Source organism: Polymorphospora sp. NPDC051019, from assembly GCF_040683055.1.
In the GTDB taxonomy this organism is placed as follows: Bacteria; Actinomycetota; Actinomycetes; order Mycobacteriales; family Micromonosporaceae; genus Polymorphospora; species Polymorphospora lycopeni.
Genome location: NZ_JBFBCH010000007.1, coordinates 278,028 through 304,057, shown reverse-complemented (window position 1 = coordinate 304,057; position 26,030 = coordinate 278,028). Strand labels below are relative to the sequence as shown.

The 26,030-nt window shown below is 71.4% G+C and carries 27 protein-coding genes and 1 tRNA gene; 13 read left to right on the top strand and 15 right to left on the bottom strand.

From position 1 onward, the window contains the following. Positions 1–122 precede the first annotated feature (122 nt). From AB0M79_RS16225 to AB0M79_RS16215, 3 genes are all read left to right on the top strand, one after another. A complete protein-coding gene (locus AB0M79_RS16225; protein WP_364213528.1) occupies positions 123–1,298 on the top strand; it encodes a S8/S53 family peptidase in 1,176 nt (391 codons plus the stop codon). Positions 1,299–1,375: 77 nt separating this feature from the next. Continuing rightward, positions 1,376–1,930: a sigma-70 family RNA polymerase sigma factor gene (locus AB0M79_RS16220; protein ID WP_357535245.1), complete on the top strand. Its 555-nt coding sequence runs from the start codon at positions 1,376–1,378 to the stop codon at positions 1,928–1,930. Then, positions 1,927–2,394, top strand: a complete 468-nt coding sequence (locus AB0M79_RS16215; RefSeq protein ID WP_364213525.1) for a hypothetical protein — start codon at positions 1,927–1,929, stop codon at positions 2,392–2,394. Before AB0M79_RS16220 ends, AB0M79_RS16215 begins: the two co-directional genes overlap by 4 nt. Before the next feature lie 41 nt (positions 2,395–2,435). Here the strand turns inward: AB0M79_RS16215 and AB0M79_RS16210 are convergent, their stop codons facing one another. Next, positions 2,436–2,843 carry a RidA family protein gene (locus AB0M79_RS16210; RefSeq protein ID WP_364213522.1) on the bottom strand — a complete coding sequence of 136 codons (408 nt, stop codon included), beginning with the start codon at positions 2,841–2,843 and terminating at the stop codon, positions 2,436–2,438. A gap of 64 nt (positions 2,844–2,907) precedes the next feature. On the opposite strand from AB0M79_RS16210, the gene AB0M79_RS16205 reads away from it, so the two are divergent. Next, entirely contained in the window at positions 2,908–3,570 is a 663-nt protein-coding gene (locus tag AB0M79_RS16205; RefSeq protein ID WP_364213519.1) for a TetR/AcrR family transcriptional regulator, read from the top strand. Between the two features lie 24 nt (positions 3,571–3,594). Here the strand turns inward: AB0M79_RS16205 and AB0M79_RS16200 are convergent, their stop codons facing one another. Together AB0M79_RS16200 and AB0M79_RS16195 are read right to left on the bottom strand one after the other, a co-directional pair. Beyond that, a complete protein-coding gene (locus tag AB0M79_RS16200) occupies positions 3,595–4,281 on the bottom strand; it encodes a response regulator transcription factor (RefSeq protein ID WP_364213516.1) in 687 nt (228 codons plus the stop codon). After that, positions 4,278–5,708 carry a histidine kinase gene (locus tag AB0M79_RS16195; protein WP_364213513.1) on the bottom strand — a complete coding sequence of 477 codons (1,431 nt, stop codon included), beginning with the start codon at positions 5,706–5,708 and terminating at the stop codon, positions 4,278–4,280. The genes AB0M79_RS16200 and AB0M79_RS16195 overlap by 4 nt, the downstream gene beginning before the upstream one ends. A 144-nt stretch (positions 5,709–5,852) precedes the next feature. Between AB0M79_RS16195 and AB0M79_RS16190 the strand changes: the two genes are divergently transcribed. After that, positions 5,853–6,476 (top strand): phosphatase PAP2 family protein, encoded by a 624-nt coding sequence (locus AB0M79_RS16190; protein WP_357514074.1) that lies wholly within the window; start codon positions 5,853–5,855, stop codon positions 6,474–6,476. A 34-nt stretch (positions 6,477–6,510) separates the two neighbouring features. On the opposite strand, the gene AB0M79_RS16185 is transcribed toward AB0M79_RS16190, so the two are convergent. The 3 genes from AB0M79_RS16185 to AB0M79_RS16175 all read right to left on the bottom strand — a co-directional run bounded on the left by AB0M79_RS16185 (position 6,511) and on the right by AB0M79_RS16175 (position 10,288). Next, complete coding sequence (locus tag AB0M79_RS16185) at positions 6,511–7,107, bottom strand: hypothetical protein (RefSeq protein ID WP_364213510.1); 597 nt, start codon at positions 7,105–7,107, stop codon at positions 6,511–6,513. 149 nt (positions 7,108–7,256) lie between these two features. Then, positions 7,257–10,040: a metallophosphoesterase gene (locus tag AB0M79_RS16180; RefSeq protein WP_364213508.1), complete on the bottom strand. Its 2,784-nt coding sequence runs from the start codon at positions 10,038–10,040 to the stop codon at positions 7,257–7,259. 161 nt (positions 10,041–10,201) lie between these two features. Further along, positions 10,202–10,288 (bottom strand) — tRNA-Ser (locus AB0M79_RS16175). Positions 10,289–10,371: 83 nt separating this feature from the next. Between AB0M79_RS16175 and AB0M79_RS16170 the strand changes: the two genes are divergently transcribed. Further along, complete coding sequence (locus tag AB0M79_RS16170) at positions 10,372–10,926, top strand: AAA family ATPase (RefSeq protein ID WP_364213505.1); 555 nt, start codon at positions 10,372–10,374, stop codon at positions 10,924–10,926. An 87-nt stretch (positions 10,927–11,013) separates the two neighbouring features. After that, positions 11,014–11,958, top strand: coding sequence for an NAD(P)H-quinone oxidoreductase (locus tag AB0M79_RS16165; protein ID WP_364213502.1), 945 nt, complete (start codon positions 11,014–11,016; stop codon positions 11,956–11,958). A 33-nt stretch (positions 11,959–11,991) separates the two neighbouring features. Here AB0M79_RS16165 and soxR read toward each other — a convergent pair whose 3' ends face one another. Beyond that, positions 11,992–12,474 (bottom strand): redox-sensitive transcriptional activator SoxR, encoded by a 483-nt coding sequence (gene soxR / locus AB0M79_RS16160; protein WP_364213499.1) that lies wholly within the window; start codon positions 12,472–12,474, stop codon positions 11,992–11,994. 47 nt (positions 12,475–12,521) lie between these two features. Here soxR and AB0M79_RS16155 point away from each other — a divergent pair, with 47 nt between their 5' ends. Both AB0M79_RS16155 and AB0M79_RS16150 read left to right on the top strand, forming a co-directional pair. Beyond that, positions 12,522–13,217 carry a transketolase gene (locus AB0M79_RS16155; RefSeq protein WP_364213496.1) on the top strand — a complete coding sequence of 232 codons (696 nt, stop codon included), beginning with the start codon at positions 12,522–12,524 and terminating at the stop codon, positions 13,215–13,217. Positions 13,218–13,240: 23 nt separating this feature from the next. After that, on the top strand, positions 13,241–14,119 hold the full coding sequence (locus AB0M79_RS16150; RefSeq protein ID WP_364213493.1) for a transketolase: 879 nt from the start codon (positions 13,241–13,243) through the stop codon (positions 14,117–14,119). Here AB0M79_RS16150 and AB0M79_RS16145 read toward each other — a convergent pair. Then, positions 14,100–14,804: a glycosyltransferase family 2 protein gene (locus tag AB0M79_RS16145; RefSeq protein ID WP_357534962.1), complete on the bottom strand. Its 705-nt coding sequence runs from the start codon at positions 14,802–14,804 to the stop codon at positions 14,100–14,102. The two genes, AB0M79_RS16150 and AB0M79_RS16145, sit on opposite strands and share 20 nt — an antisense overlap. Positions 14,805–14,914: 110 nt before the next feature. Between AB0M79_RS16145 and AB0M79_RS16140 the strand changes: the two genes are divergently transcribed. Beyond that, complete coding sequence (locus AB0M79_RS16140) at positions 14,915–16,999, top strand: hypothetical protein (protein WP_364213490.1); 2,085 nt, start codon at positions 14,915–14,917, stop codon at positions 16,997–16,999. 21 nt (positions 17,000–17,020) lie between these two features. On the opposite strand, the gene trxA is transcribed toward AB0M79_RS16140, so the two are convergent. Together trxA and AB0M79_RS16130 are read right to left on the bottom strand one after the other, a co-directional pair. Further along, positions 17,021–17,377, bottom strand: coding sequence for a thioredoxin (trxA, locus tag AB0M79_RS16135; protein WP_364213487.1), 357 nt, complete (start codon positions 17,375–17,377; stop codon positions 17,021–17,023). Beyond that, positions 17,347–17,739 (bottom strand): MerR family transcriptional regulator, encoded by a 393-nt coding sequence (locus AB0M79_RS16130; protein WP_364213484.1) that lies wholly within the window; start codon positions 17,737–17,739, stop codon positions 17,347–17,349. Before AB0M79_RS16130 ends, trxA begins: the two co-directional genes overlap by 31 nt. A 206-nt stretch (positions 17,740–17,945) precedes the next feature. Between AB0M79_RS16130 and AB0M79_RS16125 the strand changes: the two genes are divergently transcribed. Continuing rightward, positions 17,946–19,556: a ricin-type beta-trefoil lectin domain protein gene (locus tag AB0M79_RS16125; RefSeq protein ID WP_364213481.1), complete on the top strand. Its 1,611-nt coding sequence runs from the start codon at positions 17,946–17,948 to the stop codon at positions 19,554–19,556. A 93-nt stretch (positions 19,557–19,649) separates the two neighbouring features. On the opposite strand, the gene AB0M79_RS16120 is transcribed toward AB0M79_RS16125, so the two are convergent. Together AB0M79_RS16120 and AB0M79_RS16115 are read right to left on the bottom strand one after the other, a co-directional pair. Continuing rightward, on the bottom strand, positions 19,650–20,153 hold the full coding sequence (locus AB0M79_RS16120; protein ID WP_357534972.1) for a hypothetical protein: 504 nt from the start codon (positions 20,151–20,153) through the stop codon (positions 19,650–19,652). Between the two features lie 58 nt (positions 20,154–20,211). Beyond that, positions 20,212–21,384, bottom strand: a complete 1,173-nt coding sequence (locus AB0M79_RS16115; RefSeq protein ID WP_364213478.1) for an acetyl-CoA C-acyltransferase — start codon at positions 21,382–21,384, stop codon at positions 20,212–20,214. A 208-nt stretch (positions 21,385–21,592) separates the two neighbouring features. On the opposite strand from AB0M79_RS16115, the gene AB0M79_RS16110 reads away from it, so the two are divergent. Further along, positions 21,593–22,039 (top strand): PH domain-containing protein, encoded by a 447-nt coding sequence (locus AB0M79_RS16110; protein ID WP_364213475.1) that lies wholly within the window; start codon positions 21,593–21,595, stop codon positions 22,037–22,039. A gap of 40 nt (positions 22,040–22,079) precedes the next feature. Here the strand turns inward: AB0M79_RS16110 and AB0M79_RS16105 are convergent, their stop codons facing one another. Beyond that, on the bottom strand, positions 22,080–23,000 hold the full coding sequence (locus AB0M79_RS16105) for a rhomboid family intramembrane serine protease (protein WP_364213472.1): 921 nt from the start codon (positions 22,998–23,000) through the stop codon (positions 22,080–22,082). A gap of 106 nt (positions 23,001–23,106) precedes the next feature. Continuing rightward, a complete protein-coding gene (locus tag AB0M79_RS16100; RefSeq protein ID WP_364213470.1) occupies positions 23,107–23,640 on the bottom strand; it encodes a peptidylprolyl isomerase in 534 nt (177 codons plus the stop codon). Between the two features lie 120 nt (positions 23,641–23,760). Here AB0M79_RS16100 and AB0M79_RS16095 point away from each other — a divergent pair, with 120 nt between their 5' ends. Further along, positions 23,761–24,537 (top strand): hypothetical protein, encoded by a 777-nt coding sequence (locus tag AB0M79_RS16095; protein WP_364213467.1) that lies wholly within the window; start codon positions 23,761–23,763, stop codon positions 24,535–24,537. Positions 24,538–24,695: 158 nt separating this feature from the next. Here AB0M79_RS16095 and corA read toward each other — a convergent pair whose 3' ends face one another. Then, positions 24,696–25,793, bottom strand: coding sequence for a magnesium/cobalt transporter CorA (corA, locus tag AB0M79_RS16090; protein WP_357534983.1), 1,098 nt, complete (start codon positions 25,791–25,793; stop codon positions 24,696–24,698). Between the last annotated feature and the right edge of the window lie 237 nt (positions 25,794–26,030).

Sequence of the window (26,030 nt, the reverse complement as noted above, 5' to 3'; positions counted from 1 at the left end):
GGTCACCGGACGATCCTGGCACGCCGCCCGGCTGTCGGGTACCGGACGTATCGGCGGCCCCGGTACCGCCGTCTGCTCTATGAGGTCAGACAACGTCCACGCAAGACGAACCGGGAGGCGCCATGTCACCGTCCGACGACCGGCTCGCCGGCTACCACCACCGCCGGCAGCGCCGGCTGCGGAGCCTGCCCAGACTGCGGTCCACCGCCACCCGTCCGGACCACCCGGTCTGGTACGTCGCCGACGAACTGCTCGTGGTCGAGGAGGACCGGCGGCACGTGGAGCGTTACCTGACCGGCCACCGCCGGGAGGTGAACGCACTCGGCGACGAGGAGGTCGTACCCGGGCTGCGCCGCTACTTCGCCACCGGCCTCGACGTGCCCGACACCGTCCGGACCGTACGCGGCGGCGCGCCCCGGGGCGCCGCGGTGCTCTGCCCCAACCACGTCTTCCTCGGCACCCCGTTCAACCACGGCGGGCCGTGCGGGCCGCCGGTCCCGGCCGGTGCCGCCGAACTGGCCGGCCGCCCACACGACGAGAACCTGGTCTCGGTGGCCATCGTGGACACCGGGGTGTGGGTCGACAGCAAGCTGCCGGCCGGCTACTACCGGCCCGGTGGCGTCGACGTGGAGACCGAGACCGACGTCGACAACGACGGCCTGCTCGACGGCGACGTCGGGCACGCCAATTTCATCGCCGGCGTCATCGTCCGGCACGCGCCCCAGGTGGAACTGAGCGTGCTCAAGGTGCTCGACACGTTCGGTGTCTGCACCGAGGAACAGCTCGTCCGGGCGCTCGGCCGGCTCGACCCGACGGTGCAGATCGTCAACCTCTCCCTCGGCGGCTTCACCGAAGACGACCTGCCGCCGGTCGGGATGCGGGTCGCGCTGGAGAACGTGCTCGCCGTACCGGACCGGGTGGTGGTCGCCGCCGCCGGCAACAACGGCAACCGGACCAGCCCGTTCTGGCCGGCCGCGTTCGCCGGCGCCGGACACCCGTGGAGCGACCGGATCGTCGCCGTCGCCGCCCACGACGGTGCCGCGATCTGCGACTGGAGCAACGCGGGCCCCTGGGTGACGCTGGCCGCCCACGGCCAGGACATCCACAGCACGTTCATCAACCACGACGAGTTCTTCCCGTCCGGCTGGGCGGAGTGGAGCGGTACGTCGTTCGCCACCCCACGGGTGGTCGCCGAGATCGCCGGTCACGTCGCCGCCGGCCGGTCGCCCGTGGCGGCGCTCAAAGAGGTCGTCGCCACCGCCGGCAGCACCTTCGACGGCTACATCGGACTGCCATGAGCATCTCCGTCGACCCCCGCCCCGGCCGGCACCGTGGCCGGGCGGCCGCCGCCACCGCCCGGATAAGCTTCGAAGCGATGGACGCCGACCCGAACACCCTCGTCGCGGCGGCGGCCGCCGGCGACCGCGACGCGTGGAACTCCCTTGTGGACCGCTACGCCGGCCTGGTCTGGGCGACCGCGCGGGCCTTCCGGCTCAACGACGCCGACGCCGCCGACGTCAGCCAGGTCACCTGGCTACGCGCCGTCGAACACCTCGACGATCTGCGCAACCCGGCCGCACTCAGCTCGTGGCTGGTCACCACCACCCGCCGCGAAGCGCTGAACCTGCTCCGCCAGCGCCGCACCGGCGCGCTGCCGGACGCCGACGCCCCCGAGGTGGCCGACGACGAGCAGCCGCCGCCCTGGCACGACATCCTCGTCGACGAACGCAACCGCGAACTGTGGACCGCGTTCCGCCGGCTCTCCGCCCGCTGCCAGACCCTGCTCCGGCTGCTCGTCATCGACCCGGCGGGCAGCTACACGAAGGTGGCGGCCGCGCTCGACGTACCGGTCGGCAGCCTCGGCCCGACCCGGGCCCGCTGCCTGACCACCCTGCGCGGCCACCTCGCGCAGTCGGGGGTGGACGGATGAACCCCGCCGAACACCCGGACGACACCGCCCTGCTCGCCGAACTGCGCGACATGCTGTGGCGGGTCGACCCCGTACCGGCCCGCGCCATCGAGGCGGCCCGCAACAGCTACGACTGGCGGACCCTCGACCTCGAACTCGCCGCGCTCACCGCCGACAGCTCGCTGGCCACCGCCGACGTCCGGGGCGAACCCGCCCGGCTGCTCAGCTACGAGGCCGGGTCGTGCTCGATCGACGTCGAGGTCGGCGAGGCCGCCGGACGGCTGCGCATCCTCGGCCAGCTGGTGCCGCCGCAGGCGGCCCGGCTCCGCGTCGAGCAGCCCGGCGTGAGCGTCGAGGTGACGGCCGACGAGATGGGCCGGTTCACCGTACGCGACCTGCCGCCCGGCCCGACCCGGTTCGTCGTCGAGCCGGCGGACCCGGCCGCACCCGGGACCGGCGTACGCACCGACTGGGTCCGGCTGTGAACGGATAGGAGGCCAGGCCACCAACCGCGTCGCCGGCGGAGTCAGTCGACGACGGCGGTGGCCTCCACCTCGACCAGCAGATCGGGCTCGCCCAGGGCGGCGACACCGAGCAGGGTGATCGGCTTGACCGGGTCGACCCCCAGTCGCGCGGCCGCCCGGGCCACCCCCTCACCGAGCAACGGCAGCTTGTCGGGGGACCAGTCGACGACGTAGACGGTCAGCTTCGCCACGTCGTCGAACGAGCCACCGATCCCGGCGAGCGCCGTGCCGATGTTGACGTACGCCTGCTCGACCTGGGCGGCCAGGTCGCCCGCGCCGACCGGGTTCCCCTCGGCGTCGCGGGCGACCTGCCCCGCCAGGAACACCAGCCTCGAACCGGTGGCGATCGACATCTGCCGGTACATCTCGGGCTTCGGCAGCCCGTCCGGGTTCACCAGTTCCACGGCCATGAGTCACTCCCCTGCATCCAGTGGTCCGTTGGCTAAACATAGCATCGCTATGTAATGTGGCGCCATGGTCCGAACAAAAGACCCCGCGGTCCGCACCCTGCTGATCGAGCGGGCCGCACAGATGCTGCGCGCCCGGGAGCCGGTCACCCTGCGCTCGATCGTCGCGGGCACCGGCGTGTCGACGATGGCCGTATACACGTACTTCGGCGGCATGGACGGCCTGTGGCAGGCGGTGCGGCAGGAGGGATTCACCCGGTTGGCCGCCAGACTCGCGACCGTCCCCCTGACCCCGGATCCCGTTCGAGACCTCGCCGCCCTGGGTGCCGCGTACATGTCCAACGCCCTGAGCAACCCCGACCTCTACCGGGTGATGTTCGACGCCGGCTTCGCCCTGGAAGACCCCGCCGCCGCGGACGAATCGCTGCACTCCCTGGTACGCGCCATCGAGCGGGCCAAGGACACCGGACGCTTCCGCCCCGACGTCGACGCCGTCGCCCTGGCCACCCAGACCTGGGTCATCGGCCACGGACTGGTGTCCCTCGTGGCCACCGGCCCCCTGCCGCGCCAGGCACTCGACCACGGCGCACCCATCCTCACCGCCCTGTTCACCGGTTGCGGCGACACACCGGACCGGTGCCGCCAATCGGTCGAACTCGGCTGGCACCCGGACTTTGCCCCCGGCACGCCCCAGGAACACCCATCCGCGCCGACCACCGCCTACCCGTGAGCCGCTACCGGCCGAACAAGAGCGCTACCAGCGGTCGGGACGGGCGTGCGCAGCGATCAGCGCGGCCTCGACCCGGTTCCGGGCACCGGTCGTACGCAGGATCGAGGTGATGTGCGCCTTTACCGTGCCCTCCGACAGGAACAACCGGCCGGCGATCTCGGGGTTCGACAGCCCCTCGCCGATGAGGAGCAGCACCTCCTGCTCGCGCGGCGTGAGCCGGGCGAACCGCCGGCCGGCCTCGTCCTGCTCGATGAAGCGCGTGACGACCCGGGAACCGAGCAGCTTGCGGGAGATTGCCGGTGAGAAGAAGGCACCACCGGCGGCGACCGCGTGCACGGCGAGGATGAGCTCACGGGGGTCGCCGGACTTCAGGAGGAACCCGTCCGCGCCGAGCGCGATCGCCCGCGCGACGTACGCGTCCTCGCCGAAGGTGGTGACCATGAGCACCCGCGGACCACCACCCGTACGCCTCAACCCCTCGAGCGTGCGCAGGCCGTCCATGCCGGTCATACGGATGTCCAGCAGCACCACGTCGACCCGGTGGCCGCGGATGAAGCCCAGGGCCTCCTCACCGCTGGCACACTCCGCCACCACCCGGATCGCGGGGTCCGTCCCGAGGACGCTCGCCAGGCCCAGCCGGATGAGTTGTTCGTCGTCGACGATCAGCACCCGCAGTGCCGCGTCGTCACCGTGCTTGCCGTCGCCGCTCATCCGTGCCCAGCCGAGAGCAGATCTGCGGACACGACCACGCCACCGTCGAAGCAGATCCGGTAGTAGTCACCGGACGCGTCGTCCAACGGATTGGAGGTGACGGCGTAGTAGGAGCAGTCGCCCCCGGCCGGCGGATCGTCATCGCGGTCGAGTTCCCCGGCGGGCAGCAACGGCTCGACCTCGACGCGGGCGTCGCCGGGTTCGATGCGGGCGAACACCGCCGGTTCGAGTTTTGCCTCGCGGGCCTGCTGCATGGTCAACAGCTGCACCGCGACCGCGATACAGCCGACGGCGACGACCGGAACCAACGCCGCCGCCCAGATCAGGGCGGTACTGCGCCGCCGCGCCCGCCTCACCTCGTTCGGTGCCTGCCTGACGGATGCCGGCCGGTCGGCCGCCACCGTTCCCTCTCTTGGCAGCATCACCGACAGTGTGAACACGTCGCTGTCGGTCGTCTCGACCGTGCCCCCGGCGAGACGGACACGTTCGCCGAGCGCCAGCAGGCCGTAGCCGACCTCGTCCCCGGTGCGGCCGTACCCGGCCGGCAGTTCGTTGGTGACGACGATGCGCAGCCGGTCTCCCGCGTCGTCGAAACGCACCGTCACCGGCTTCCTGGGGGCGTGCTTGACGGCGTTGGTCACGCCCTCCTGCATGACACGGAACACGGTCGCCGCACCGAACCCGGCCACCCGGGCCGGCGACGGCTGGCCAGCCACCTCGATCACGGCACCGGCGGCGCGGGCATCCGCCATTAGTTCGTCCAGGTCGATGTGCCGATGCCGGGACGCCAGCGCCGGTGACCTGCCGCTGCGCAACACCTCGACCGACGCGCCGAGCCGGGCGACCGCGTCGGCCACCTGCCGGCGCGACGCCGCGATCGAGTCCCGCCTCGACTCCTCGATGCCCGGCTCCAACTCCAACCGGCCCAGGTTCAGCGCCACCAGGCTGAGCGCGTGCCCGAGATCGTCGTGCAACTCCTCGGCGAGCAGCATCCGCTCACGGGCGAGGGCGGCCTCCGCCTCGTGGCGTCGTACCCGCTCACCCTGCTCCACGGCGGCCGCCGCCGCCTCCGTTGACGCGCGACGCGCCCGCCAGGCCACCGCCACCAGCCATGGCAGTACGCCGAAGCACACGTCGAGGCCCGCCATGACCAGTACGTCCTGAAGCGACACCGCCGAGACGAGCGGCGCGACCGCACCTGCGACCACAGCGGCCAGGACCGCGAGCCCTCCAAACCGGACACGCCGTGACGACCAGCCACAGAGCGCGGCGACGACGGCCAGCGGAATCACGAACAGTCCGGAAACCGGCGGCAGCACCAGCAGCGCCCCGAAGGCGACGGCGAGCAGGGCGTCACGATCCCGGCGACCGCCGCCCGGCGGGCGCCTCCGACCAGCAGGCGCGAACGCGCGGAACCAGGAGACCATCAGCCCCATCATCGCCCGTAGGTGGCGCCCGGGGGATCGGACCAGGGATGTGATCACCACCGGCCGTTCTACGACCAGGGTCGTACTCGACCCCGGAATCGAGTCAGAAGTACGGCGCCCGCGGCGCTCCTAGCGTCGAGGCACATGAACCCACCACGCCGAACTCTGCCTGTTCTTGCCCTGGTCACCGGCCTGCTCGTCGTCTTGAGCATCGTCACGTACGCCGCCCGCGACCGGCTCTACCGGACCGTCGCGGGACTCGAACGAAACCCGCCAGAGGCGGTACGCGACGCGATCGACCTGACTGCCAACCAAGGGCTTCTCGTCCTCGTCGCGATCACCGGACTCGTGTCGATCGTCGCGTGGCGACGGGGACGGGACTCGTTCGTCATGCTCGTCTGCCTCGGCGCCGGCACGATCAGCGCCTATCTGACCAGCGAACTCGTCAAGCTGATCGTCCGCGAGGAACGCCCCTGCCGCACACTCGACCTGGCAACGGTCCTCGCCTGCCCGGCCCCGAGCGACTGGTCCTGGCCCAGCAACCACTCGACCATCGCGGCGGCCCTGGCCACCGCCTGCGTCCTCGTCGCCCGCCGAAGCTGGTACGTCGTGGCACCCGTCGCGGCCCTCATCGCGCTGTCCCGGGTCGGCGCCGGCGTGCACTACGCCCACGACGTGACCGCCGGACTTGCCCTCGGAATCGTCGTCACCTGCGCCGTCGGGCTCCTCGGCAACGCCGTCGTACGGCGGCTGTTCGCGCCCTGGTAGGCGCTCGGCACGGATACTGTCCGTACCGACCGGGTCAACTCCAGAGCTTGATCAGCGACAGAGCAACAGCGACAACGACCGACCCGGCAAAGACCACCAGGCCGAGTTGCAGCCGGCGGGTCGCACGACGCAGGAACTGATACCGATAGTTGTGGGCCTGAAGCACCACCCATAGATTCACGGTTGCCGACTCGCGCTCCCGTCCCAGCGTCTGTTCCACGAACGCAGTGTCGAAGCTGGCGAAGTCGGGAGCAACGCGCACCGTGTCCGAATGCTGGTAAAACAGGCTAACGGGTGGCTCCTGCCCGTACAGTTCCCGCCAACTCTTCCCTGCCAGAAGTGCCTTGGTCGCATAGATCACCGAGAAGACCGAGCAGCCCAATACCCAGAACGCCCCTACGGCAAGGACAACCAAGGTCAGCCGTCCGCCCGCGACATCCTGCCCCACCGTATTGGGGAAGAGGATGGCGACGCCACCAATAAGAAGCGCGTTGCCACTTATCAGCAGTGAGGCTCGATTGGCAATCGATGCCCTGAGTGCGTCGTAGCGAAGAATATGCCAACGTGCCGTCTCGATCATCCTTCGAAGATCACTAGCAGTGAGTTCCGGATCGGCAGCGACATCCGTCATAGCGACACCCTACGCAGACTCCGCAACAGACCTGCGCGGCAAAGATCCTTTCGAAGGCGGGCACCGTACAACTTGCCATGTTCGTAGATCGAGGACGACCTGTGGCCCTCTCCGCGAGCGGAGAGGGCCGCACGTGGCTCAGTGCCTGCCTATCCGGCCGACGGGGTGACAGTCACGCGGCTGGTGGCGTCGCCGATCTGGACGTCCAGCGTGATGTCGATGCCGGCACGCAGGGCCTCCCGGGCCGCACCCCGGAAATTGAGCGTCAGCTGGCGCGAGGCGTCCGCCTCGATCGTGACCTGCTTGGTGTCGATGGTCTCGCCCTCGTAGGTGACCGTGACACGCTCGCGGCACCACGGCTTGTCGGTGCTGCACTGGAGGGTGAGCACCACCTGGGCGACGGCGTTGCCCTTGGCCGGGACGCGCGCCGTCACGGAGGTGTCACGGATGGTCATCGACCCGGTCGGCTGCGGCGGATTTGTCGCCGGGTCGGTGGGGCTGATGTGCATCGACCGGATCTGCAGGGGCAGGTTGTCCGCGCCCCGCAGCCGCATGTCCGCGCCACCGTTCTGCCGGTTCTGGAACTGGGCGGCCGGCAGGTGCCACGTGGCCGACTTCCAGACACCGACGTCTCCGGCGGTGACGGTGACGGGGTCGGTCGACAGGTACGCGGCGCCGGTCACGGCGTCCTCGTATTGCAGCTCGAACCTGCCCTCGACCGGCGAGCGGTACTCGATGGTGAACCAGACCTCGTGCGGCCCGCCGTAGAGCGTGGCGTCGTCCGCGGTCAGGTAGAGGTTGTTGCCCGAGTTGATCGTGTTGCGCTGGACCTGCAGGTAGCTGCCCGTGTCGTCGGACTCGAGAGTGAACGGACCGGACTCGTAGGCGATCGGGTCGAGGCCGCCCGCCCGCTCCGGGCTCCAGGACACCGGGTTGAGGACGCTGCCGGGGATGGTCGGCGGCTCCTCCTCCGTCGGCGGCTCGGGCGTGTTCGCCGGGTCGATCGTGGTCAGGCGCATCTCGGCGATCGCCATCGGGTAGTTCTGCGGCAGGCGCAGGCGGAAGTCGGCGCCACCGTTCTGCCGGTTGTTGAACGCGGCGTCCGGGAGGTCGACGGTCGCGGTCTGCCAGGTGCCCACCTGGTCGGCGGTCACCTCGACGGCGGTGGCGTTGTAGTAGGTGGTGCCGACGGCCCCGTTCTCGTACTGGACCTGGAACCGGCCGGCCATTTGCGGCAGGTAGTTCAGCACCAGCCAGGCGTGCTGCGGGCCGCCGGACAGGTAGCGGTCGTCGACCGCCATGTAGAGGTTGCCGGAGGTGGTCGACTCGGGGTTCGCCTGGGTCTGCAGCACCTGACGGCCGCCGGCCTCGCCCCACGTGAACGGCCCGCTCGAGTATTCGACGGGAGCGAGCCCGTCCGGCTCCTGACCCGCCACCATCCGCGCGGTCACGCCGGCGGGCGCGGTGCTGCGGATCGTGATCGCCGAGATCGCCAGCGGCAGGTTCGCCGGGGCGGTGAGACGCAGGTCGGAGCTGCCGTTCTGCCGGTTGTTGAACGCGGCGGCGGGCAGCGGGATGGTGGCGGTCTGCCACGTGCCGGCTTGGCCGCCCGCGATCGTCACCGGGGTGGCGGGCGAGTACGCCTCACCGATCGCGGCGTTCTCGTACTGCAGGTTGAAGGACCCGGCGACCGGGCTGCGGTAGGTCACCTCCGCCGCCATGTCGAACGGGCCGCCGGACATCGCGGCGTCGTCGACCTGCAGGTAGAGCTGGTTGGCGCCGCCCATCGGGTTGGTCTGCAGCTGGATCGCCCGGCGTCCGTCCACCTCGGCCTGCGCCCATGGGCCGTCCGGGTACTGGACCGCGGTCAGGCCGTCGGTCGTGCCGGCGGCGACGTCGAAGGAGACCTCGCGCTTCGCGGGAACCGCGGGGTTGGGGTCGGTGCCGCCGCCGGGGTCCACCTCGGACTGGTCGAGGACGATCGTGTCGCCGTCGGCGTCGTGGCCGAGGGTGAACTCGTACAGGGTCTCGCCGCCGAGGGCGACGAACTCTGCCCGGAGGGTCTCGGGGGTGATGGTGAGGCGCATCGCACCGAGGTGCTTGTTGTCACGCCACTGGCTGCCGGTGGTCGGGGTGAAGAGCCGCGTGGTGCCGTCGCCGCCGTTGCCGGTGAGGACGAGGTTGTCGCCGTCCGGGGTGATGATGTGCTCGGTGTGGTGGTCGTGGCCCGAGATCAACAGGTCGACCTGGGGCTGGATCGCCCAGCGGCGGTTGATGTTGTTGCCGGAGACGCCCGAGGAGTAGGGCGGCTGGTGGACGCCGGTGAGCAACCAGGACGCCTGCGAGTTCTGGACGGTGGCGAGGTAGTCGTCGTAGATCGCCGGCATCCTGGTGCCGTTGGAGGTCTGGCAGGCGCCGTTGGGGTTCACCCACTCCAGCAGACCGTTGCCGAGGACGGCCCGGTAGGACAGCGGCACCTTGAAGTACTGCATCGAGTACTGCGCGCCGACGGCGTCACACGTGTTGCCGAAGTCATGGTTGCCGAAGATCGGGAAGAACTTTCCCGCCTCGATGTCGGCCATGTAGGGCTCGGCCGAGAGGCGGACCTGCTCCTCGGTGGCCTGCTGCTGATTGTTGTCGCCGCCGGTGAGGATGAAGTCCGGGTACCACGAGTGGATCATGTCGGCGACGGCGTTCTGGTCCGCGCACTTGGCCGGGATTCCGTACCCGCAGGCGCCGAAGTCGCTGACGACGGCCACCCGGAGCACATCGGCGCGCGGCTGCGCCGGGTCGATGTCGCTGGTGAGCAGTTCGAGACCGGGCGCGTCCACGGCCGCGTTCGCGGTGGGGGCGAGGGCGATCAGGCCGGTCAGGGTCACGGCCGCCGCGGCCGCCGCCGCTGCCAGTCTTCGGGGGACGGGAGTTACCCGCATCAGACGCTCCTTGCTAGCTCAGATGATCGGCACCGTCGTGACGACGCCGATCACCGAACGTAAGCAAGTGCCGTTGCGCCAAGATCGCCCCTTGCCGAACCCTGCCCAGCCGGCGGGTGAAGCGTTCGTGCTGCTCAGGGGACGTCTTGCTGTCGCGAGAGCGGAGGGTGTGGGATTCGAACCCACGAAGAGATTGCTCCCTTACCGGTTTTCAAGACCAGCGCCATCGGCCTCTAGGCGAACCCTCCTTGACCCGGCCCTGCTTGCGCCGACCCGGAGTCGTGCCTAGTGTGCCACGGTCATGCACGCCCCACCCGGAAGGAGGACGCGGGTGCCCACCAGCGTCGAGCGACCGCAGGCGGTCGTGCTGCTCACCGGCATCATGGCCGCCGGCAAGTCGACGGTCGCGCAGGCCCTCGCCGAACGCCTGCCCCGCTCCGTACACGTGCGGGGTGACGTGTTCCGCCGGATGGTGGTCAACGGGCGCGCCGACATGACGCCGGACACCGAAGAGGAGGCGCGGCGGCAGCTCCGGCTGCGGCACACGCTGACCGCGGACGTCACCGACGGCTACTTCGACGCCGGGTTCAGCGTCGTCGCGCAGGATGTCGTACTCGGGGCCGAGCTGCCGGCGATGGTGGCCCGGATCCGGAGCCGGCCGCTGCTGGTCGTGGTGCTCGCGCCGTCGGCCGCGGCGGTCACCGCCCGCGAGGCCGGGCGGCCCAAGGCCGGGTACGGCGACTGGACGCCCGCCGACCTCGACGCCGGGTTGCGGGCCGAGACACCCCGGATCGGGCTGTGGCTGGACACGTCGGCGCAAACGCCGGAGCAGACCGTCGACGAGATCCTGGCCCGGGCCTGGTCCGAGGCGGCCGTACCGGACTGACCGGGGCCGGCCGGACCCGCCGCGCCCAAGCCACGCTGGGGAACCGGTCGACACGCGGGGACGGCGGATCTGCGGTATGACTGGGACGTGCACGCGATCACGATCACCGAGCCCGGCGGCCCCGACGTGCTGGCCTGGACCGAGGTCCCCGATCCGACGCCCGGCCCCGGCGACGTGCTCGTCGAGACGGTGGCCGCTGCGGTCAACCGGGCCGACCTGCTGCAACGGCAGGGCCACTACCCGCCGCCGAAGGGTGCCCCGCCGTACCCGGGTCTGGAGTGTTCCGGGGTCGTCGCAGGCACCGGCGAGCAGGTCTGCGCGCTGCTGGCCGGCGGCGGCTACGCGGAGAAGGTGGCCGTGCCCCGGGCACACACGCTGCCGGTCCCGCGCGGGCTGTCCGTCGAGGAGGCGGCGGCGCTGCCGGAGGTCGCGTGCACGGTCTGGTCCAACGTCGTACGGCTGGCCGGGCTGAGCCGGGGCGAGGCGCTGCTGGTGCACGGCGGCGGCAGTGGGATCGGCACGTTCGCGATCCAGTTGGGTGCCGCGCTGGGTGCGACGGTCGTCACGACGGCCCGGCCGGCCAAGCATGCCGCGCTGCGGGAGCTGGGCGCGGCGCACACGATCGACTACACGAGCACCGACTTCGTCGAGGAGGTACGCCGGGTCGCCGGCGGCGCCGACGTGATCCTCGACATCATCGGCGCCGCCTACCTGGACCGGAACGTCCGGGCGCTGTCCACCGGCGGGCGGCTGGTCGTGATCGGGATGCAGGGTGGGCGGAAGGCCGAACTGGATCTGGGTGCCCTGCTCGCCAAGCGTGGCTCGGTCTTCGCGACCGCGCTGCGGTCGCGGCCCGACGACGAGAAGGCCGAGATCGTCCGGGGCGTACGTGAGCAGGTGTGGCCGCTGGTCGAGTCGGGTGCGATCCGGCCGGTGATCGACCAGCGGGTGCCGATGCCGGACGCGGCCCGCGCCCACCGGATCGTGGAGGGCAGCGACCACCTGGGCAAGGTCCTGCTCACCCTCGGCTGAGGGCGCCGCCGGACCGGCGAGAACCGTCGGCGCTCAGCCGCGGCGGCGGAGCCGTACGGGCGGTTGTGCCGGAGCCGGGCGGCCGGGCTGCATCAGCCGGGGGCCCGGTCCCTCGGCGGCCAGGGTGTCGTCGGGGTTGTAGAGGGCGCAGCGTTGCAGGGACAGGCAGCCGCAGCCGATGCAGCCGCTCAGGTCGTCGCGTAGCCGGGTGAGCAGGTCGATCCGCTCGTCGAGCTTGGCCCGCCAGCCCGCCGACAGCCGGGCCCAGTCGGTGGCGGTCGGCGTACGGGCGTCCGGCAGCGAGTCGAGGGCGGCCCGGATGTCCGACAGTGGGACACCGACCTGCTGGGCGATCCGGATGAACGCGACCCGGCGCAGTTCGGCCCGTTCGTAGCGGCGCTGGTTGCCGCCGGTGCGTCCGGCGCGGATCAGGCCGAGCCGCTCGTAGTAGCGCAGTGCGGACGCGGCCACCCCGGACCGCGCGGACAGATCACCGATGGTGAGTGTCTCCTGCATCGCCTCGCCCTTGAGTTGAAGTCCACTTCAACTTGCAGGCTACCGGCATGACAGTCACGACAACGACCGCCGATGCGTCCGTGCTCGGCGGGCTGCTGCGCCGGGTGACCGGCGACGAGAAGCACGCCCCGAGCGCCCACTCGACCCTCGACGTGCTGTGGGTCCTCTACGACCGGATCCTGCGGGTGACCCCGGACACCGTGGACGCCCCGGACCGGGACCGGTTCCTGCTGTCGAAGGGGCACGGTCCGGCCGCCTACTACGCCGTACTGGCCGCCAAGGGGTTCATCCCGCCCGAATGGCTCGACGACCTCGGCGGGCCGGACAGTCCGCTCGGCTACCACCCGGACCGGCTGCTGGTCCCCGGCGTCGAGATCGGCTCCGGCTCGCTGGGGCACGGCCTGGGGCTGGGCGTCGGCACCGCGCTCGGCCTGCGCGCCCAGGGTCTGACCGACCCCCGGGTGTACGTCCTGCTCGGCGACGCCGAACTCGACGAGGGCGCCAACCACGAGGCGATCGCGTACGCGGGCGCCACCGGAATCGACACGGTGACCGCCGTCGTCGTCGACAACCGCTCTGCCACCCACGGCTGGCCGGGCGGCATCGACACCCGGTTCACCGTCAACGGCTGGACCGCGGCGACGGTCGACGGCCGCGACCACGACGCCCTCGCCGCCGCGCTCACCGCACACCGGCCCGGGCGTCCGCACGTCGTGGTCGCCGTCGTCGCCCCGAAGCACTGACCGATCCGAGACGGAGAAACCTCATGCGGGACACCTTCATCGAGACCACGACGACCCTGCTGGCCGAGAATCCGCGTACGGCGGTGGTGCTCGCCGACATCTCGGCCGTCGCACTGGAACCGGCGGCACGCCGGCACCCCGACCGGGTGCTCAACGTCGGCATCCGCGAGCAGTTGATGATCGGCGTCGCCGGCGGGCTGGCCCTGACCGGACTGCGGCCGATCGTGCACTCGTACGCGACGTTCGTGGTCGACCGCGCGTACGAGCAGATCAAGCTCGACCTGGACCACCAGGGGGTCGGAGCGGTCCTGGTCAGCGTCGGCGCCTCGTACGACGGCGCGGAGATGGGCCGGACCCACATGTCCCCCGGTGACGTACGGCTCTTCGACACGCTGACCGGCTGGACGGTGCAGGTACCCGGGCACCGCGACGAGGTGCCGGCGCTGCTGCGGGCGGCGGCCGACCACGACGAGCCGGTGTACGTCCGCCTCAGCACCGCGTCGAACACGACCGCACTGCCCGGCAGCGGACGGCTGCGGGTGGTCCGCCGGGCCGGCGCCCGGGCGCCGCTGGCGGTGGCAGTCGGCCCGACCCTCGATCCGCTGCTGGCGGCGACGGAGGGGCTGGACGTGACGGTGGCGTACACGCACACCCCGCGCCCGTTCGACGTGGCCGGGCTACGGACGCTCGCCGGCCGCGACGTGATCCTGGTGGAGCCGTATCTGGCCGGGACGTCGAGCGCGGTGGTGGCCCGGGGACTGTCCGACCTGCCGCACCGGCTGCTCGCGCTCGGTGTCGGCGGCAGTGACCTGCGGCGCTACGGCACCCCGGCCGACCACGACCGGTGGCACGGGCTGGACGCCGCCGGGCTGCGGCGTTCGATCAACGCTTTCCTGGCTTGACCTGGCGGCGGGCGCGTTCCCGGCCCAGGATCCACAGCGCCTCGACGCCGTCCTTCCAGGTGATCTTCTTGCCTTCCTCACGGCCCCGGGCCCGGTAGCTGATCGGCACCTCGTAGGGGCGGATGCGGCGGCGCAGCAGCTTGCCCGTCACCTCCGCCTCCATGCCGAAGCCCTTGGAGCGCACGTCGAGCGACCGGTAGAGGGCGACGGGCAGCAGCTTGAAGCACGTCTCCAGGTCGCCGATGTAGGAGTTGAACATGACGTTCGCGGCGGTCGTCACGGCCTTGTTGCCCATCACGTACCAGAAGCTGTAGGCGCTGTGGCTGCCGAAGGTCCGATTCCCGTAGACGACCGTGGCGCGACCGTCGAGCACCGGGTCGAGCAGTTTCGGAATGTCCTGCGGGTCGTATTCGAGATCGGCGTCGAGGATGACCATGTATTCACCCTCGGCGTTGTCGACCGCCGTCCGGATCGCCGCGCCCTTGCCGGCGTTGCGCTGGTGGGTGATCACCCGGACCCGGGCGTCGTCGGCGCGGCCGAGGATCTCGGACGTCCCGTCGCGGCTGCCGTCATCGACAACGACCAGCTCGATCTCGCACGGGTAGTCGACCGCGAGAGCCTGCTTGAGGGCGTCCGCAACGCGGTCCTCCTCGTTGTAGACCGGCATGAGGATCGAGAGTTTCACTGGAACTCCACCTTACGGACGACTGGTCGGCCTTAGCCTAGCCTGGAGTGGCGCCACCACCGGCCCCGGTCGTGGATCGGCACCCAGCATGGTGGTGTTTACTTCCCGCCATGTCGGCTGCGTGGTCACCCGTTCTCGTGGCTCCGCTCGTGGCGTTCGGCGTACTCGTCCATGCCACCCGGCCGCCGGCCGGCAGCACCGCGCCGCTGCGGCTGGCGGTGGTGCGCGCCGCGCTCGCCGTCGGGGCGTACGCCGTACTGGTGGTCGAAGGGCTCGGCGCGCTCGGGGCGTTGACCGCCCCGGCCGTGGCGCTGGCCTGGCTGCTGTTCCTGGCCGGTGCCGGCACGCTGGCCGGGCTGCGCCGCCGCCGCGGCGCGGACCACCGCCCGTGGGCCTCCGCCGTCGGCCGGCTGCGCGAGTTCCGGCGCACGGCCAGCCGCGGCGAGCTGCTGCTGGCCGGCGGGATCGGGCTGCTGGTCGTCGCCGAGCTGGTCGTGGCGCTGCTGGCCGAGCCCAACAACTTCGACTCGCAGACCTACCACCTGCCGAAGATCGAGCGGTGGGTGGCGCAGGCCGACCTGACGCCCTGGCCGACCGCGATCCACCGGCAGGTCACGATTCCGCCGGGTGCCGAATACCTGTTGCTGCACCTGCGGCTGCTGACCGGCGGCGATGCGCTCTACAACCTGGTGCAGTGGGCCGCCGGGGTCGGCTGCCTGCTGCTGGTGGCCCGGATCGTCGCCCAGTTCGGCGGCGGCCGGCGGGCGCAGCTTCTCGCCGCGTTCCTGGTCGGTACGACCCCGATGGTGACGCTCCAGGCCACCAGCACCCAGACCGACCTGGTCGTGGCGGCGTGGACGGTGTGCGTGGCCACGCTGGCACTCGACGGGCTGCGCCGCCGGGCGACCGCGGGCGAGGTGCTGGCGCTCGGCGCGGCGACCGGGTTGATCGCGATCACCAAGACCAGCGGGCTGCTCGGTGCCGCACCGATGCTGGCGCTGTGGGGGGTCGCCCAGTTGCGGGTGACGGCGACCGGCTCGGCGGTCGCCGCCGGGCCGGCTGGCGGCGGGTGGCGGCGGGGCACCCTGCGTACGGCCGGCGCGTCGGTCGCCATCCTGATGGTGGCCGCCACGCTGGCCGGGCCGTTCCTCATCCGGATGACCGCCGACTTCGACCACCCGCTCGGGCCGCCCCGGCTGCGCGAGTCGATCCCGATGCAACGCCACGGCCCGCAGTCCATCCTGGTCAACGGCCTGCGGATCGCCCACACCGCGCTGGACACCCCGATCGCGCCGCTGCGCGACGTGTCGGCGGCCGCGATCGAGGGGGTGGCCCGGCTGGTCGGCGTCGACCCGCAGGACCGCGCGATCACCTTCGGTACGACGACGTTCCCGGTCCGGTCCTGGTATCCCGACGAGGACCGGGTCGCGTTCCCGCTGGCCGGAACGCTCTGCCTGATCGGCGGCACGCTGGCGCTGCTGCGCCCCGGGCGGATCGCCCCGGCGCGCGCCGGGGCGGTGCGGGCGTACGCCGCCGCGGTGGGGGTGGCGGTGCTGCTGCACGTCTCCACCATCAAGTGGCAGCCGTGGGGCAACCGGCTGATCCTGTTCGCGCTGATCCTGGCCGCCCCGCTGGCGGCGCTGTGGCTCGACGCGCTCTTCCGCCGCCGGGCCACGATCGGGGACGGGGCCGCCGACGCGGACCGGCCCCGCGCGGCAGCCGGGCGGCGGTCCGTGGCGGCCGGGCTGGCCGTCGTCGTGCTCGCCGGATCGGCGCTGGCCGGGGTGCTCGCGATCTCGTACGGCTTCCCGCGCCGGCTGGTCGGCGCCGGCTCGCTGCTGACCACCAGTGACTGGGACACCCGGTTCATCCGCCGGCCGCAGTGGGCCGAGGAGTTCCGGTGGGCGGCCCGGCAGGTCGACGAGGCGGGTGCCCGCCGGGTCGGGCTGGTGCAGCAGAACGACAACTGGGAGTACCCCTGGTGGCTGCTGCTGCGTGACGGTGCGCCGTACGGCCGGCCGGACCGCGAGATCGTCGCGCTCCAGTCGGTGCTGCCGCGGCGTCCGGCGGCCGACCCGGCGGGTGTCGACGCGATCGTCTGCACCGGCGACCGGAAGGTGTGCACCGACCTGGTCCCGGACGGCTGGCGGCTGGAGTTCCGCGGCTACGTCGGCTACGCCGTCCCGCCGACGTGAGCGCCCGCCGGGTCGGGACGGTCAGCCGGTCACCGGCTCGGCATGTTTGCCGAGCGCCGAGCGCAGATGGGCCTTCGGCCGGGATCCGACGACCGATCCGACGACGTCGCCGTCGCGAAACACCAGCAGCGTCGGCAGCGACATGACGCCGTAGGCCCGTGCGGTGGCCGGGTTCTCGTCGATGTCGAGCGTGGCCACGGTCATCCGGTCGCCGAATTCGGCGGCCAGCTCGACCAGGCTCTGCGAGATCGCCTTGCAGGGCGGGCACCACCGCGCCCAGAAGTCGACCACCACCGGCCGGTCGCTGGCCAGCACGGTGCTTGCGAAGGTGTCGTCGGTGATGACGGTCAGCGCACGGGCTTCGGTGTCGTGCAGCATGTTTCCTCCCGGTTGGCGATGGCGCGGGTGAGTTGCGTGTGCAGCTGCCGGCGTACCGCGCTCAGCCGGTCGACGTACGCATCGACCTCGGCGATCTTGCGCCGGAGCACGGCCACCGAGTCGGGGCAGACGTCACCGGAGCTGTTCCCGGCACGCAGGCAGGCGACGAAGGGGCGGATGTCGTCGAGGTCGAAGCCCACGGCGAGCAGGGCCCGGATCTCGTGTACGACCCGTAGCTCCGACTGGTCGTAGTCCCGGTAGCCGTTGGCGGAGCGTCGGGCCCGCAGCAGCCCGTGCTCCTCGTAGTACCGCAGGGTGCGGGTGCTCGTGCCGGCGCGTCCCGCCAGTTCGCCGATCCGCATCGTCGACCTCCTCGCCCGGCCCGTCATCGCCACGCTAAACGTTCTCGCCGGTGTCAAGGCAAGGTGCGCATGGCAGGGGCCGGGGCGGCGACCTGGAAATCAACCAGAAACATATTTAGCGAAATCTATTCACATCTGCCCGCCAACCACGCTACGTTCTGAAGACTCGATCGATCCCTGACGATCAGAGTGAAAGGAGTGCGTCGATGCCCGGCATCCGTACGCCGGGAGGACGCACCGCGCGAACGTCCCGGCGGCGCAGCCTCACCGCCGCGACCCTCGTCGCGGGACTCGTCCTTCCCCTGCTCGCCGGCGTGGCCACTCCGGCCGGCGCCGCCGACCGTCCCGTCGTCCAGCCGCTGCCCGCCAACCTGGAAGCGATCCGCGCCGCCGAGGCGACCGAACTCTACGGCAGCCCGGCCATCCGCCCGTTCGAGCAGCGTAAGACCGCCCTCATCACGATGGGCGACAGCGAGATCTCCGGTGAGGGCGTCGGCAACTACGTCCCCGGCACCCATCAGGCCGGCAACTGGTGCGACCGCAGCTTCGACCAGGCCGTGTTCCGGACCGGCATCGCCTCCGACGTGCAGTTCAACGTCGCCTGCTCCGGCGCCACGCCGTGGAACCTGATCGCCGGCGGTCCGACCCAGTGGAACGAACTCAACCAGGGCGACAATCTCGCGATCAAGGCCCGGAACACCCGGATCAAGCTGATCTGGGTCGTCGCCGGCGCCAACGGCGAGGGCACCATCCAGTTCGGACCGGTCGCCACCGACTGCGCGATCAGCCGGGTCTTCTTCCTCGGCAACTGCTTCCCCGACTACACCGACCAGTGGACCATCCGCACCGACGGCAGCCGCGCGGCCGTCGAGGAGGCGCTGAACAGCATCCGCGACACCATGACGAAGGCCGGCTACCTGCGCACCGACTACGAGCTGGTGCTGCAGTCGTACCCGGGTCCGGTCAGCCCGGACGTCGAGGACAATCCGAACTTCCCCGGCTGGTACTCGGGCGGCTGCCTGTTCTACCTGTCCGACACCGCGTTCGCCCGCAACAAGGCCGTACCCCTGTTCGAGGCGGCGCTGCGCCGGGCGGCGACCAACACCGGCACCCGCTACCTCGACGCCAGCCGGCTCTTCCACGGCCACGAGGTGTGCACCGACAACACGTCGGTGCGCGGGCTCTTCATCGAGGTCGGGATCTGGGACGAGAACGCCGCCCGGCAGTCGTTCCACCCCAACTACCGTGGCCACGGCATGTTCGCCGAATGCATGACGGCGTTCTACGACTCCGGACAGGAGCGGGCGACCTGCGTCGACCCGGCCAGCACCGGGAGCGGCGTCCTCTACCCGGGCCTGTTCGAGTTCAAGCAGCTCCGCAACGCCGGCACCGGCAACTGCCTCGACGGCAAGGGGTACGACTCACGCAACGGCACCCCGCAGCAGCCGTACACCTGCCACGGTGGCCGGAACCAGGGCTTCTGGTACGACCCGACCAACCGTTCACTGCACTCGGAGCTGTCGCACGACCGGTGCCTCGACGTCTCCGGCGGCACGCTGGCGGCCGGCCAGGCGGTCAACATCCACGACTGCCACGGCGGCGCCAACCAGAAGTTCGTCTTCGCCGGCAACCAGATCAAGCCGGCCGGCGCCGGCAACCTGTGCCTCGCCTTCGACAACCCGATCATCGGTTCGCCCCGGCTGCGGCTGGCCAACTGCGGCGGCAACGCCCGGCAGCAGTGGTCGTTCGAGTCGCGCTCGTTCGCCAACCCGGTGGGCTACGGCCACGACGACTTCATCGGGTCGCGGGTCTACTGACGCCCGCGGGCGAAGGTGCCCGCCGGGCCGATCGGGCGGCTCGGCGGGCCCTCCGTCACGACGAACCCGGGGGCACCCGACGGTGCCCCGGGTTCAGAACGCGACGGCGGGGCTGAGCTTCGGCGCACGGGGAGCGCCGGCCAGCCCCTTTCGGGTCTCGGTGCGGTCCACGGTGATCCGCGGCCGGAAAAGGTGGGTCAGCAACGCGTCGACGTGCCAGACCTGCTTCGGCTGGCTGACCGGGATGGCGAACCGCTCCCGTACGCCGTCGACGGCGGTGGCGGCCACCTCGATCGCGGACGTACGCGGGTCCGGGTTCCAGGTCACGTTGCTCAGGTGCCGCAGTTCGGTGTTGAGGTGCAGGCGCAGCCGGTGCAGCAGCCGGGTCTCCTGGGTGACGACGAGGCGCCGGTAGGTCAGCAGCATCAGGAACTCTCCCCGCAGCGGGCGGTCGACCCGGATGCAGCGACTGACCAGCACGGTCGCGTCGTCGGCCTCGACACACCGGCGGAAGACCGGCATGTGCCGGCTCACCGTCGGGATGGCCACCCCGGCCTCGGCCGCGGCGGGAAGGAACGTACGTGAGAACACGTCCATGACCTGGTTAACGACGCGTTGACACATTATGACGCGGCGTCGGTCGTGAAAAGTGCGGCTAAAGAAGTTCCACGATGGTCGCGTTCGCCATCCCGCCACCCTCGCACATGGTCTGCAGGCCGTAGCGGATGCCGTTGTCCCGCATGTGGTGCAGCATCGTCGTCATGATCCGGGCGCCGGAGCCGCCGAGCGGGTGACCGAGGGCGATCGCCCCGCCGCGCGGGTTGAGCCGGGCCGGGTCGGCCCCGGTCTCGGCCAGCCAGGCCAGCGGCACCGGGGCGAACGCCTCGTTGACCTCGTAGACGCCGATGTCGGTGATGTCGAGACCGGCCCGGCGCAGCGCCTTCGCGGTGGCCGGGATCGGCGCGGTCAGCATGATCACCGGGTCGTCGGCGGCGACGACGGCGGTGTGCACGCGGGCCAGCGGGCGCAGGCCGTGGGCGCGGGCCCACTCCGAGGTGGTGACGGCCAGGGCGGCGGCTCCGTCGGAGATCTGCGAGGCGGAGCCGGCGGTGACCACGCCGTCGGCCCGGAACGGGGTTTTCAACTCGGCGAGCCTGGCGACCGAGGTGTCCCGGCGTACCCCCTCGTCGGTGGTCACCTTGCCGCCGTCGGGCGTGCCGACCGGCGCGATCTCGGCGTCGAAGGCACCGGCGTCCTGGGCCGCCGCCGCCCGCTCGTGGCTCGCCAGCGCGAACTCGTCGAGCCGGGTGCGGGACAGGCTCCACCGCCGGGCGATCATCTCGGCGCCGACGCCCTGGTTGAACGGGACCGGCTCGTCGACCGCGAACCCCTCGACGCCCCGGTAGCGGTCCCGCACCTGGTTGCCGTACGGCAGCCCGCCGGCCGCGCTGGCACCCATCTGTACCCGGCTCATCGACTCGACGCCGCCGGCGACGACGAGGTCGGCCTGGCCGGAGACGACGGTGGCGGCGGCGAAGTGCAGTGCCTGCTGGCTCGACCCGCACTGCCGGTCGAGGGTGGTGCCGGGGACCGACTCCGGCCAGCCGGCGGCGAGTGCGGCGTTGCGGCCGACGTTCCACGACTGGTCGCCGACCTGTGACACGCAGCCCCAGACCACGTCTTCGACGTCGGCGGGGTCGAGGCCGGTGCGCTCGGCGAGGGCGCGCAGGACGTGGGCGGAGAGGTCGACCGGGTGGACGCCGGACAGCCCGCCCTTGCGCCGCCCGACCGGGGTCCGTACCGCGCCGACGATGACCGCATCCCGCATATCTACTCCCCGGTAACTTGAGTCGGATCGATACTACCGCCCGCCGCGCCGACCCGCCCCCTCAAGATCGCGTCGATCAAGGGGATGTCCCCGACAAATCAGGGCGCGAATCCCGCAACTACTCCTTGATCAGCGACAAGAGGCGGCAGAGGGCGACAAGAGGCGGCGGGGGCGGGTGGCGGGGAGGCGGGGGTGGCATGCTCGCGGGATGGGTGACGTGGGTGCGGTGACGAGTTGGCGGGTCGCCCGGTCGATGCCGCTACTCAAGATCGTCAGTGCCGCGGCGCTGCTGCTCATCGGGTACGGCCTCGCCGGCGGTGACCCGGTCACCCTGGGCCTGGCGGTGCTGGTCGCGGTGGTCCTGCTGGGCTGGGCGGTACGCGACATCGTCGTACCGGTCCGGCTGGCCGTCGACGAGGACGGCGTCACCGTCGTCACCGGCTATGCCCGCCGACGACACCTGCCCTGGGACCGCATCGAGCGGATCACCGTCGACACCCGCCCCCGCCTCGGGCTGCGTACCGAGACCCTGGAGATCGACGCCGGGGATTCGCTGCACCTGCTCGGGGCGTACGACCTCGGCGCCGCCCCGGCCGACGTGGCCGCCACCCTCCAGGCGGCCCGGCGGGTGGCCGCCGGCGACCCGCCCGGCTGACCATCCGGCCGGGTCCGCCCGGGTAGGCGGCCACCGGCCGTCAGATGCTCAGCATCGCCGTTCGCATGATCGTCAAGGCGATCAGCAGCAGGAAGATCGCCCCCATGCCGACGCCCTGGACCAGGTTGCGGTGCTCGCGGGGGGCGTACGCCAGGATCGTGCCGACCAGCGCACCGACCACCATGCCGCCGAGGTGCCCGGCGATCGAGATCCCCGGTACGGCGAACGTGAACACGATGTTGATGATGATCACGGGAAGCACGGCCGAGGTGTCCCGACCCATCCGGCGCAGCAGGAGGAACAGCGCGGCGAAGAGTCCGAAGATCGCGCCGGAGGCGCCGGCGGTCAGCGCGTTGGGGGCGAAGTAGTAGACCGCGACGCTGCCACCGAGCCCGGACAGCAGATAGAGCCCGAGGAAGCGCAGCGGTCCGAGGGCGGCCTCCAGGTTCCGGCCGAGGACCCACAGCGCCCACATGTTCATCAGCAGGTGCAGCACGCCGTAGTGCAGGAACAGCGAGGTGACCATGCGGTAGTACTCGCCCTGCACGATGCCGCCGACGATCGTCCCGTCGGACAGCCTGGTCGCCAGCTCCGGGTCGCCGCCGTAGTTGGCGCCCCAGCCGATCAGCGGCGTGTAGCCGCCGAGCAGGCCGCCCCAGCCGCCGCCGGCGAGGCCCTCGCCACCGCCGGAGATGACCGAGAGGATCATCACCAGGACGTTGAGCCCGAGAAGGGTCTTGGTGACCAGGCCCCGCTGGCCGGCGGCACCGCCACCGAAGGCGGTGCGCACCGGCCGCTGGGTCCGCCGGCCCTCGGCGACGCACTCGGGACACTGGTGACCGACCGACGCGTCACGCATGCACTCGGGGCAGATCGGCCGGTCGCAGCGGGTGCACCGGATGTAGGTCTCGCGGCCCGGGTGGCGGTAGCAGACCGGGACGGTCGGCGGGGACTGGCTCACCGGGTCGCCCCGCGCCGGGGCGACCGGCGGTGATCATCGACGGCATGGGGCGGGACGGCCCGCGAGCAGCGCTCGGTCATGCCGGCAAAGATACCCGCAGGACGTATCAGGCGGCGGTGCGCTCGATCTCGACCCGCTCGATGACGACCTCGCTGCGGGGACGGTCGCCCGGACCGGTCGGGGTGTTGGCGATCGAATCGACGACCTTCTTCGACTCTTCGTCGGCGACCTCACCGAAGATGGTGTGCGCGTTGGTCAGGTGCGGCGTCGGGCTGACGGTGATGAAGAACTGCGAACCGTTGGTGACCGGCCGCGAGGTGTTCGCCATACCCAGGAGGTAGGGCCGGTTGAAGCTCAGCTCGGGGTGGAACTCGTCGGCGAACGTGTAGCCCGGGCCACCGCGGCCGGTACCGGTCGGGTCACCCATCTGGATCATGAAGCCGCTGATCACCCGGTGCGAGATCGTGCCGTCGTAGTACGGGCCGCTGCCCGGCTGGCCGGTGCGCGGGTCGATGTATTCCTGGGTGCCCTCGGCGAGCCCGACGAAGTTGCGGACCGTCTTCGGCGCGTGGTTGGGGAAGAGTTCCAACCGGATCGCGCCGTGGTTCGTGTGCAGAGTGGCGTAAATGGCCTCGGCCACGGGTACTCCTCTGTCGTTGGTCAGTTCCTTGCGGATCCTCCCATGTGCCCGTTCCGGCAGTGCGGAGGCATCCGAAGGTGCAGGATGACATTGGAACAACACCCAGGGAGGTGGGGACTGGTGTTTGGAATCGGGCGGCGCAAGACCCATGGCCAGCTCGCCAAGTCTGAACTGAGCGAGAGCTTCGACCATCTGAGGCAGGCCGCGACACACGCGGCCGGCGGGGTCGGCGCGGCCGTCGGACCTCGGGTCCAGTCGGCACGCGAGTACATGCAGCCGACGGCGGGACGGATCCGCGACGGCGCGATGTCGGGCTGGGGGTCGACGATGGCCGCGCTCGCACCGCTGGCCGTCGCCGCGTCCGACGGAGCACGGCAGGCCGGCACGGTGGCGCGCAAGGCCAAGAGCAACAACCTCAAGAAGCTGCGGAAGTCCGGGTCGAAGCGGTCGAGCCGCAAGTGGCCGATGATCACCGGACTGGTGGTGGCGGGGGCCGCGGTGGGCACGGTCGGTGCGATCGCGATGCGCCGCCGGCAGCAACAGCAGTGGGAGGAGTACGACCCGAGCCGCCCCCTGGACACGCTGCCCGACGACCCCGCCTCGGCCATCGACACCGCGCCGGACAACCCGCTGCGCGATCCGGCGGCGGGTCGTTCGACGACCGGCGAGCAGGTCGGATCGATGGGCGACCGGACCGCCGCGGCGATGGACGAGGCGAAGAACCGGGCCGCCTCGGCCCTGAGCGAGGCCAAGGGCAAGGCGTCCTCGGCCGCCGACTCGGCCTCGTCGAAGGCGAAGTCGACGACGGAGTCCGCCAAGCAGAGCACCGGCAACGCCATGAAGCCCGACGGGGTGATGAGCAACGCCTCCGCGCCGTCGCGCAACAGCCGTAGCTGACCGGCCCGGCCCGGCCCCGGCGTGGCACCGCCCGCCGGGGCCGGTTCGTGTCCCGGCGCGTTTCGCCCGGTCGCGAAAGGGGGTCGTTCGCCCGGTCGCGGGAGGGGGTCGTTCGCCCGGTCGCCGGAGGGGGTCGTTCGCCCGGTCGCCGGACGGGGTCAGAGCCAGCCGTTACGGCGGAACCAGCGGTAGAGCCCGACCGAACTGAGCACCATCACGGTGAGCACGATCGGATAGCCGTACCGCCAGCCGAGTTCCGGCATGAACGTGAAGTTCATGCCGTAGATGCCGGCGATCGCGGTCCACACCGCGGCGATACCGGCCCACGCGGCGATCTTGCGCATGTCGTTGTTCTGGTCGACGGTGACCTGCGCCAGCCGGGCCTGCAGGATCGAGTTGAGCAGGTCGTCGTACGAGTTGACCTGCTCGACGGTGCGGGTCAGATGGTCCTGCACGTCCCGGAAGTAGCGCCGGATCTCCTTCGGCACCTCGCGGTTGATCTGCGCGGTCAGCGTCATCAGCGGCCGCTGGAGCGGAGCCACCGCCCGCTTGAACTCGACCAGTTCACGCTTCATCTGGTAGATCCGCTGAATCCGGCCGTGGCCGTGGCGGGCGAAGACCTCCGACTCCAGCGCGTCGAGGTCGATCTCGACCTGGTCGGCGACCGCGATGTAGAGGTCGACGACCCGGTCGGCGACCGCGTACGCCACCGCCCACGGACCGTGTGCCAGCAGGTCCCGCTTGGCTTCCAGGTCGGCCCGGACCGGGGAGAGCCGGCAGGCGTCGCCGTGCCGCACGCTGATCACGAAGGACGGGCCGATGAACAGCATCACCTGGCCGGTCTCCACGACCTCGGAGTTCTCGGTCAGCTCGCCGTGTTCGACGTAGCGGGCGGTGCGCAGCACCAGGAAGTTGATCTCACCGAAGCGCTCCAGCTTCGGGCGTTGTTCGGCCTTGACCGCGTCTTCGACCGCCAGTTCGTGCAGCCCGAACGTCTGGGCGATCTGCGTCATCTCCGGCAGTTCGGGCTCGTGCAGGCCGACCCAGACGAAGGCGCGGTCGGCCTCGCGGGCGGCGGCCAGCGCGTCGGCGTAGTGCCATTGGCCCGGTTGCCGCGTCCCGTCGACGTAGAGGGCGCAGTCGACGATGGCGCTACGGCCGGACGACGGCGCGGAACGGGTCGGCGGCCGTGGGGGTTCGGGGGTGAGGATGCGGGTCACCGCTCGTACGGGGCCCCGCCAGGCACGTCGGTTCATGTCGACCTCCCTCCACCGGCACGGGTGTGCGGGTTGCACGGTACGCCGCTCGGGCGGGGTCCGGCGGAAGGATCACGAGGGTGTGCCGGCGTGCCGACGGGGTGGCGCCGGGCGGACCGACCGCTTACAGGGGGGTGGGGTGCGAGCGGCCCGCCCGGCGCCGAGGGGCGGGGGTGGTGTCCAGGGGGTCATCCGTACGGGGATCGACCGCTCGCAGCATTGTGGGCCGTTGGCCGG

Excerpts from the sequence above, each read along its gene's own strand:
- AB0M79_RS16225 (WP_364213528.1), top strand. The coding sequence starts at position 123 with ATGTCACCGTCCGACGACCGGCTCGCCGGCTACCACCACCGCCGGCAG.
- AB0M79_RS16220 (WP_357535245.1), top strand. The coding sequence starts at position 1,376 with ATGGACGCCGACCCGAACACCCTCGTCGCGGCGGCGGCCGCCGGCGAC.
- AB0M79_RS16215 (WP_364213525.1), top strand. The coding sequence starts at position 1,927 with ATGAACCCCGCCGAACACCCGGACGACACCGCCCTGCTCGCCGAACTG.
- AB0M79_RS16210 (WP_364213522.1), bottom strand. The coding sequence starts at position 2,843 with ATGGCCGTGGAACTGGTGAACCCGGACGGGCTGCCGAAGCCCGAGATG.
- AB0M79_RS16205 (WP_364213519.1), top strand. The coding sequence starts at position 2,908 with ATGGTCCGAACAAAAGACCCCGCGGTCCGCACCCTGCTGATCGAGCGG.
- AB0M79_RS16200 (WP_364213516.1), bottom strand. The coding sequence starts at position 4,281 with ATGAGCGGCGACGGCAAGCACGGTGACGACGCGGCACTGCGGGTGCTG.
- AB0M79_RS16195 (WP_364213513.1), bottom strand. The coding sequence starts at position 5,708 with ATGGTCTCCTGGTTCCGCGCGTTCGCGCCTGCTGGTCGGAGGCGCCCG.
- AB0M79_RS16190 (WP_357514074.1), top strand. The coding sequence starts at position 5,853 with ATGAACCCACCACGCCGAACTCTGCCTGTTCTTGCCCTGGTCACCGGC.
- AB0M79_RS16185 (WP_364213510.1), bottom strand. The coding sequence starts at position 7,107 with ATGACGGATGTCGCTGCCGATCCGGAACTCACTGCTAGTGATCTTCGA.
- AB0M79_RS16180 (WP_364213508.1), bottom strand. The coding sequence starts at position 10,040 with ATGCGGGTAACTCCCGTCCCCCGAAGACTGGCAGCGGCGGCGGCCGCG.
- soxR (WP_364213499.1), bottom strand. The coding sequence starts at position 12,474 with ATGCAGGAGACACTCACCATCGGTGATCTGTCCGCGCGGTCCGGGGTG.
- AB0M79_RS16155 (WP_364213496.1), top strand. The coding sequence starts at position 12,522 with ATGACAGTCACGACAACGACCGCCGATGCGTCCGTGCTCGGCGGGCTG.
- AB0M79_RS16150 (WP_364213493.1), top strand. The coding sequence starts at position 13,241 with ATGCGGGACACCTTCATCGAGACCACGACGACCCTGCTGGCCGAGAAT.
- AB0M79_RS16140 (WP_364213490.1), top strand. The coding sequence starts at position 14,915 with ATGTCGGCTGCGTGGTCACCCGTTCTCGTGGCTCCGCTCGTGGCGTTC.
- trxA (WP_364213487.1), bottom strand. The coding sequence starts at position 17,377 with ATGCTGCACGACACCGAAGCCCGTGCGCTGACCGTCATCACCGACGAC.
- AB0M79_RS16130 (WP_364213484.1), bottom strand. The coding sequence starts at position 17,739 with ATGCGGATCGGCGAACTGGCGGGACGCGCCGGCACGAGCACCCGCACC.
- AB0M79_RS16125 (WP_364213481.1), top strand. The coding sequence starts at position 17,946 with ATGCCCGGCATCCGTACGCCGGGAGGACGCACCGCGCGAACGTCCCGG.
- AB0M79_RS16120 (WP_357534972.1), bottom strand. The coding sequence starts at position 20,153 with ATGGACGTGTTCTCACGTACGTTCCTTCCCGCCGCGGCCGAGGCCGGG.
- AB0M79_RS16115 (WP_364213478.1), bottom strand. The coding sequence starts at position 21,384 with ATGCGGGATGCGGTCATCGTCGGCGCGGTACGGACCCCGGTCGGGCGG.
- AB0M79_RS16110 (WP_364213475.1), top strand. The coding sequence starts at position 21,593 with ATGGGTGACGTGGGTGCGGTGACGAGTTGGCGGGTCGCCCGGTCGATG.
- corA (WP_357534983.1), bottom strand. The coding sequence starts at position 25,793 with ATGAACCGACGTGCCTGGCGGGGCCCCGTACGAGCGGTGACCCGCATC.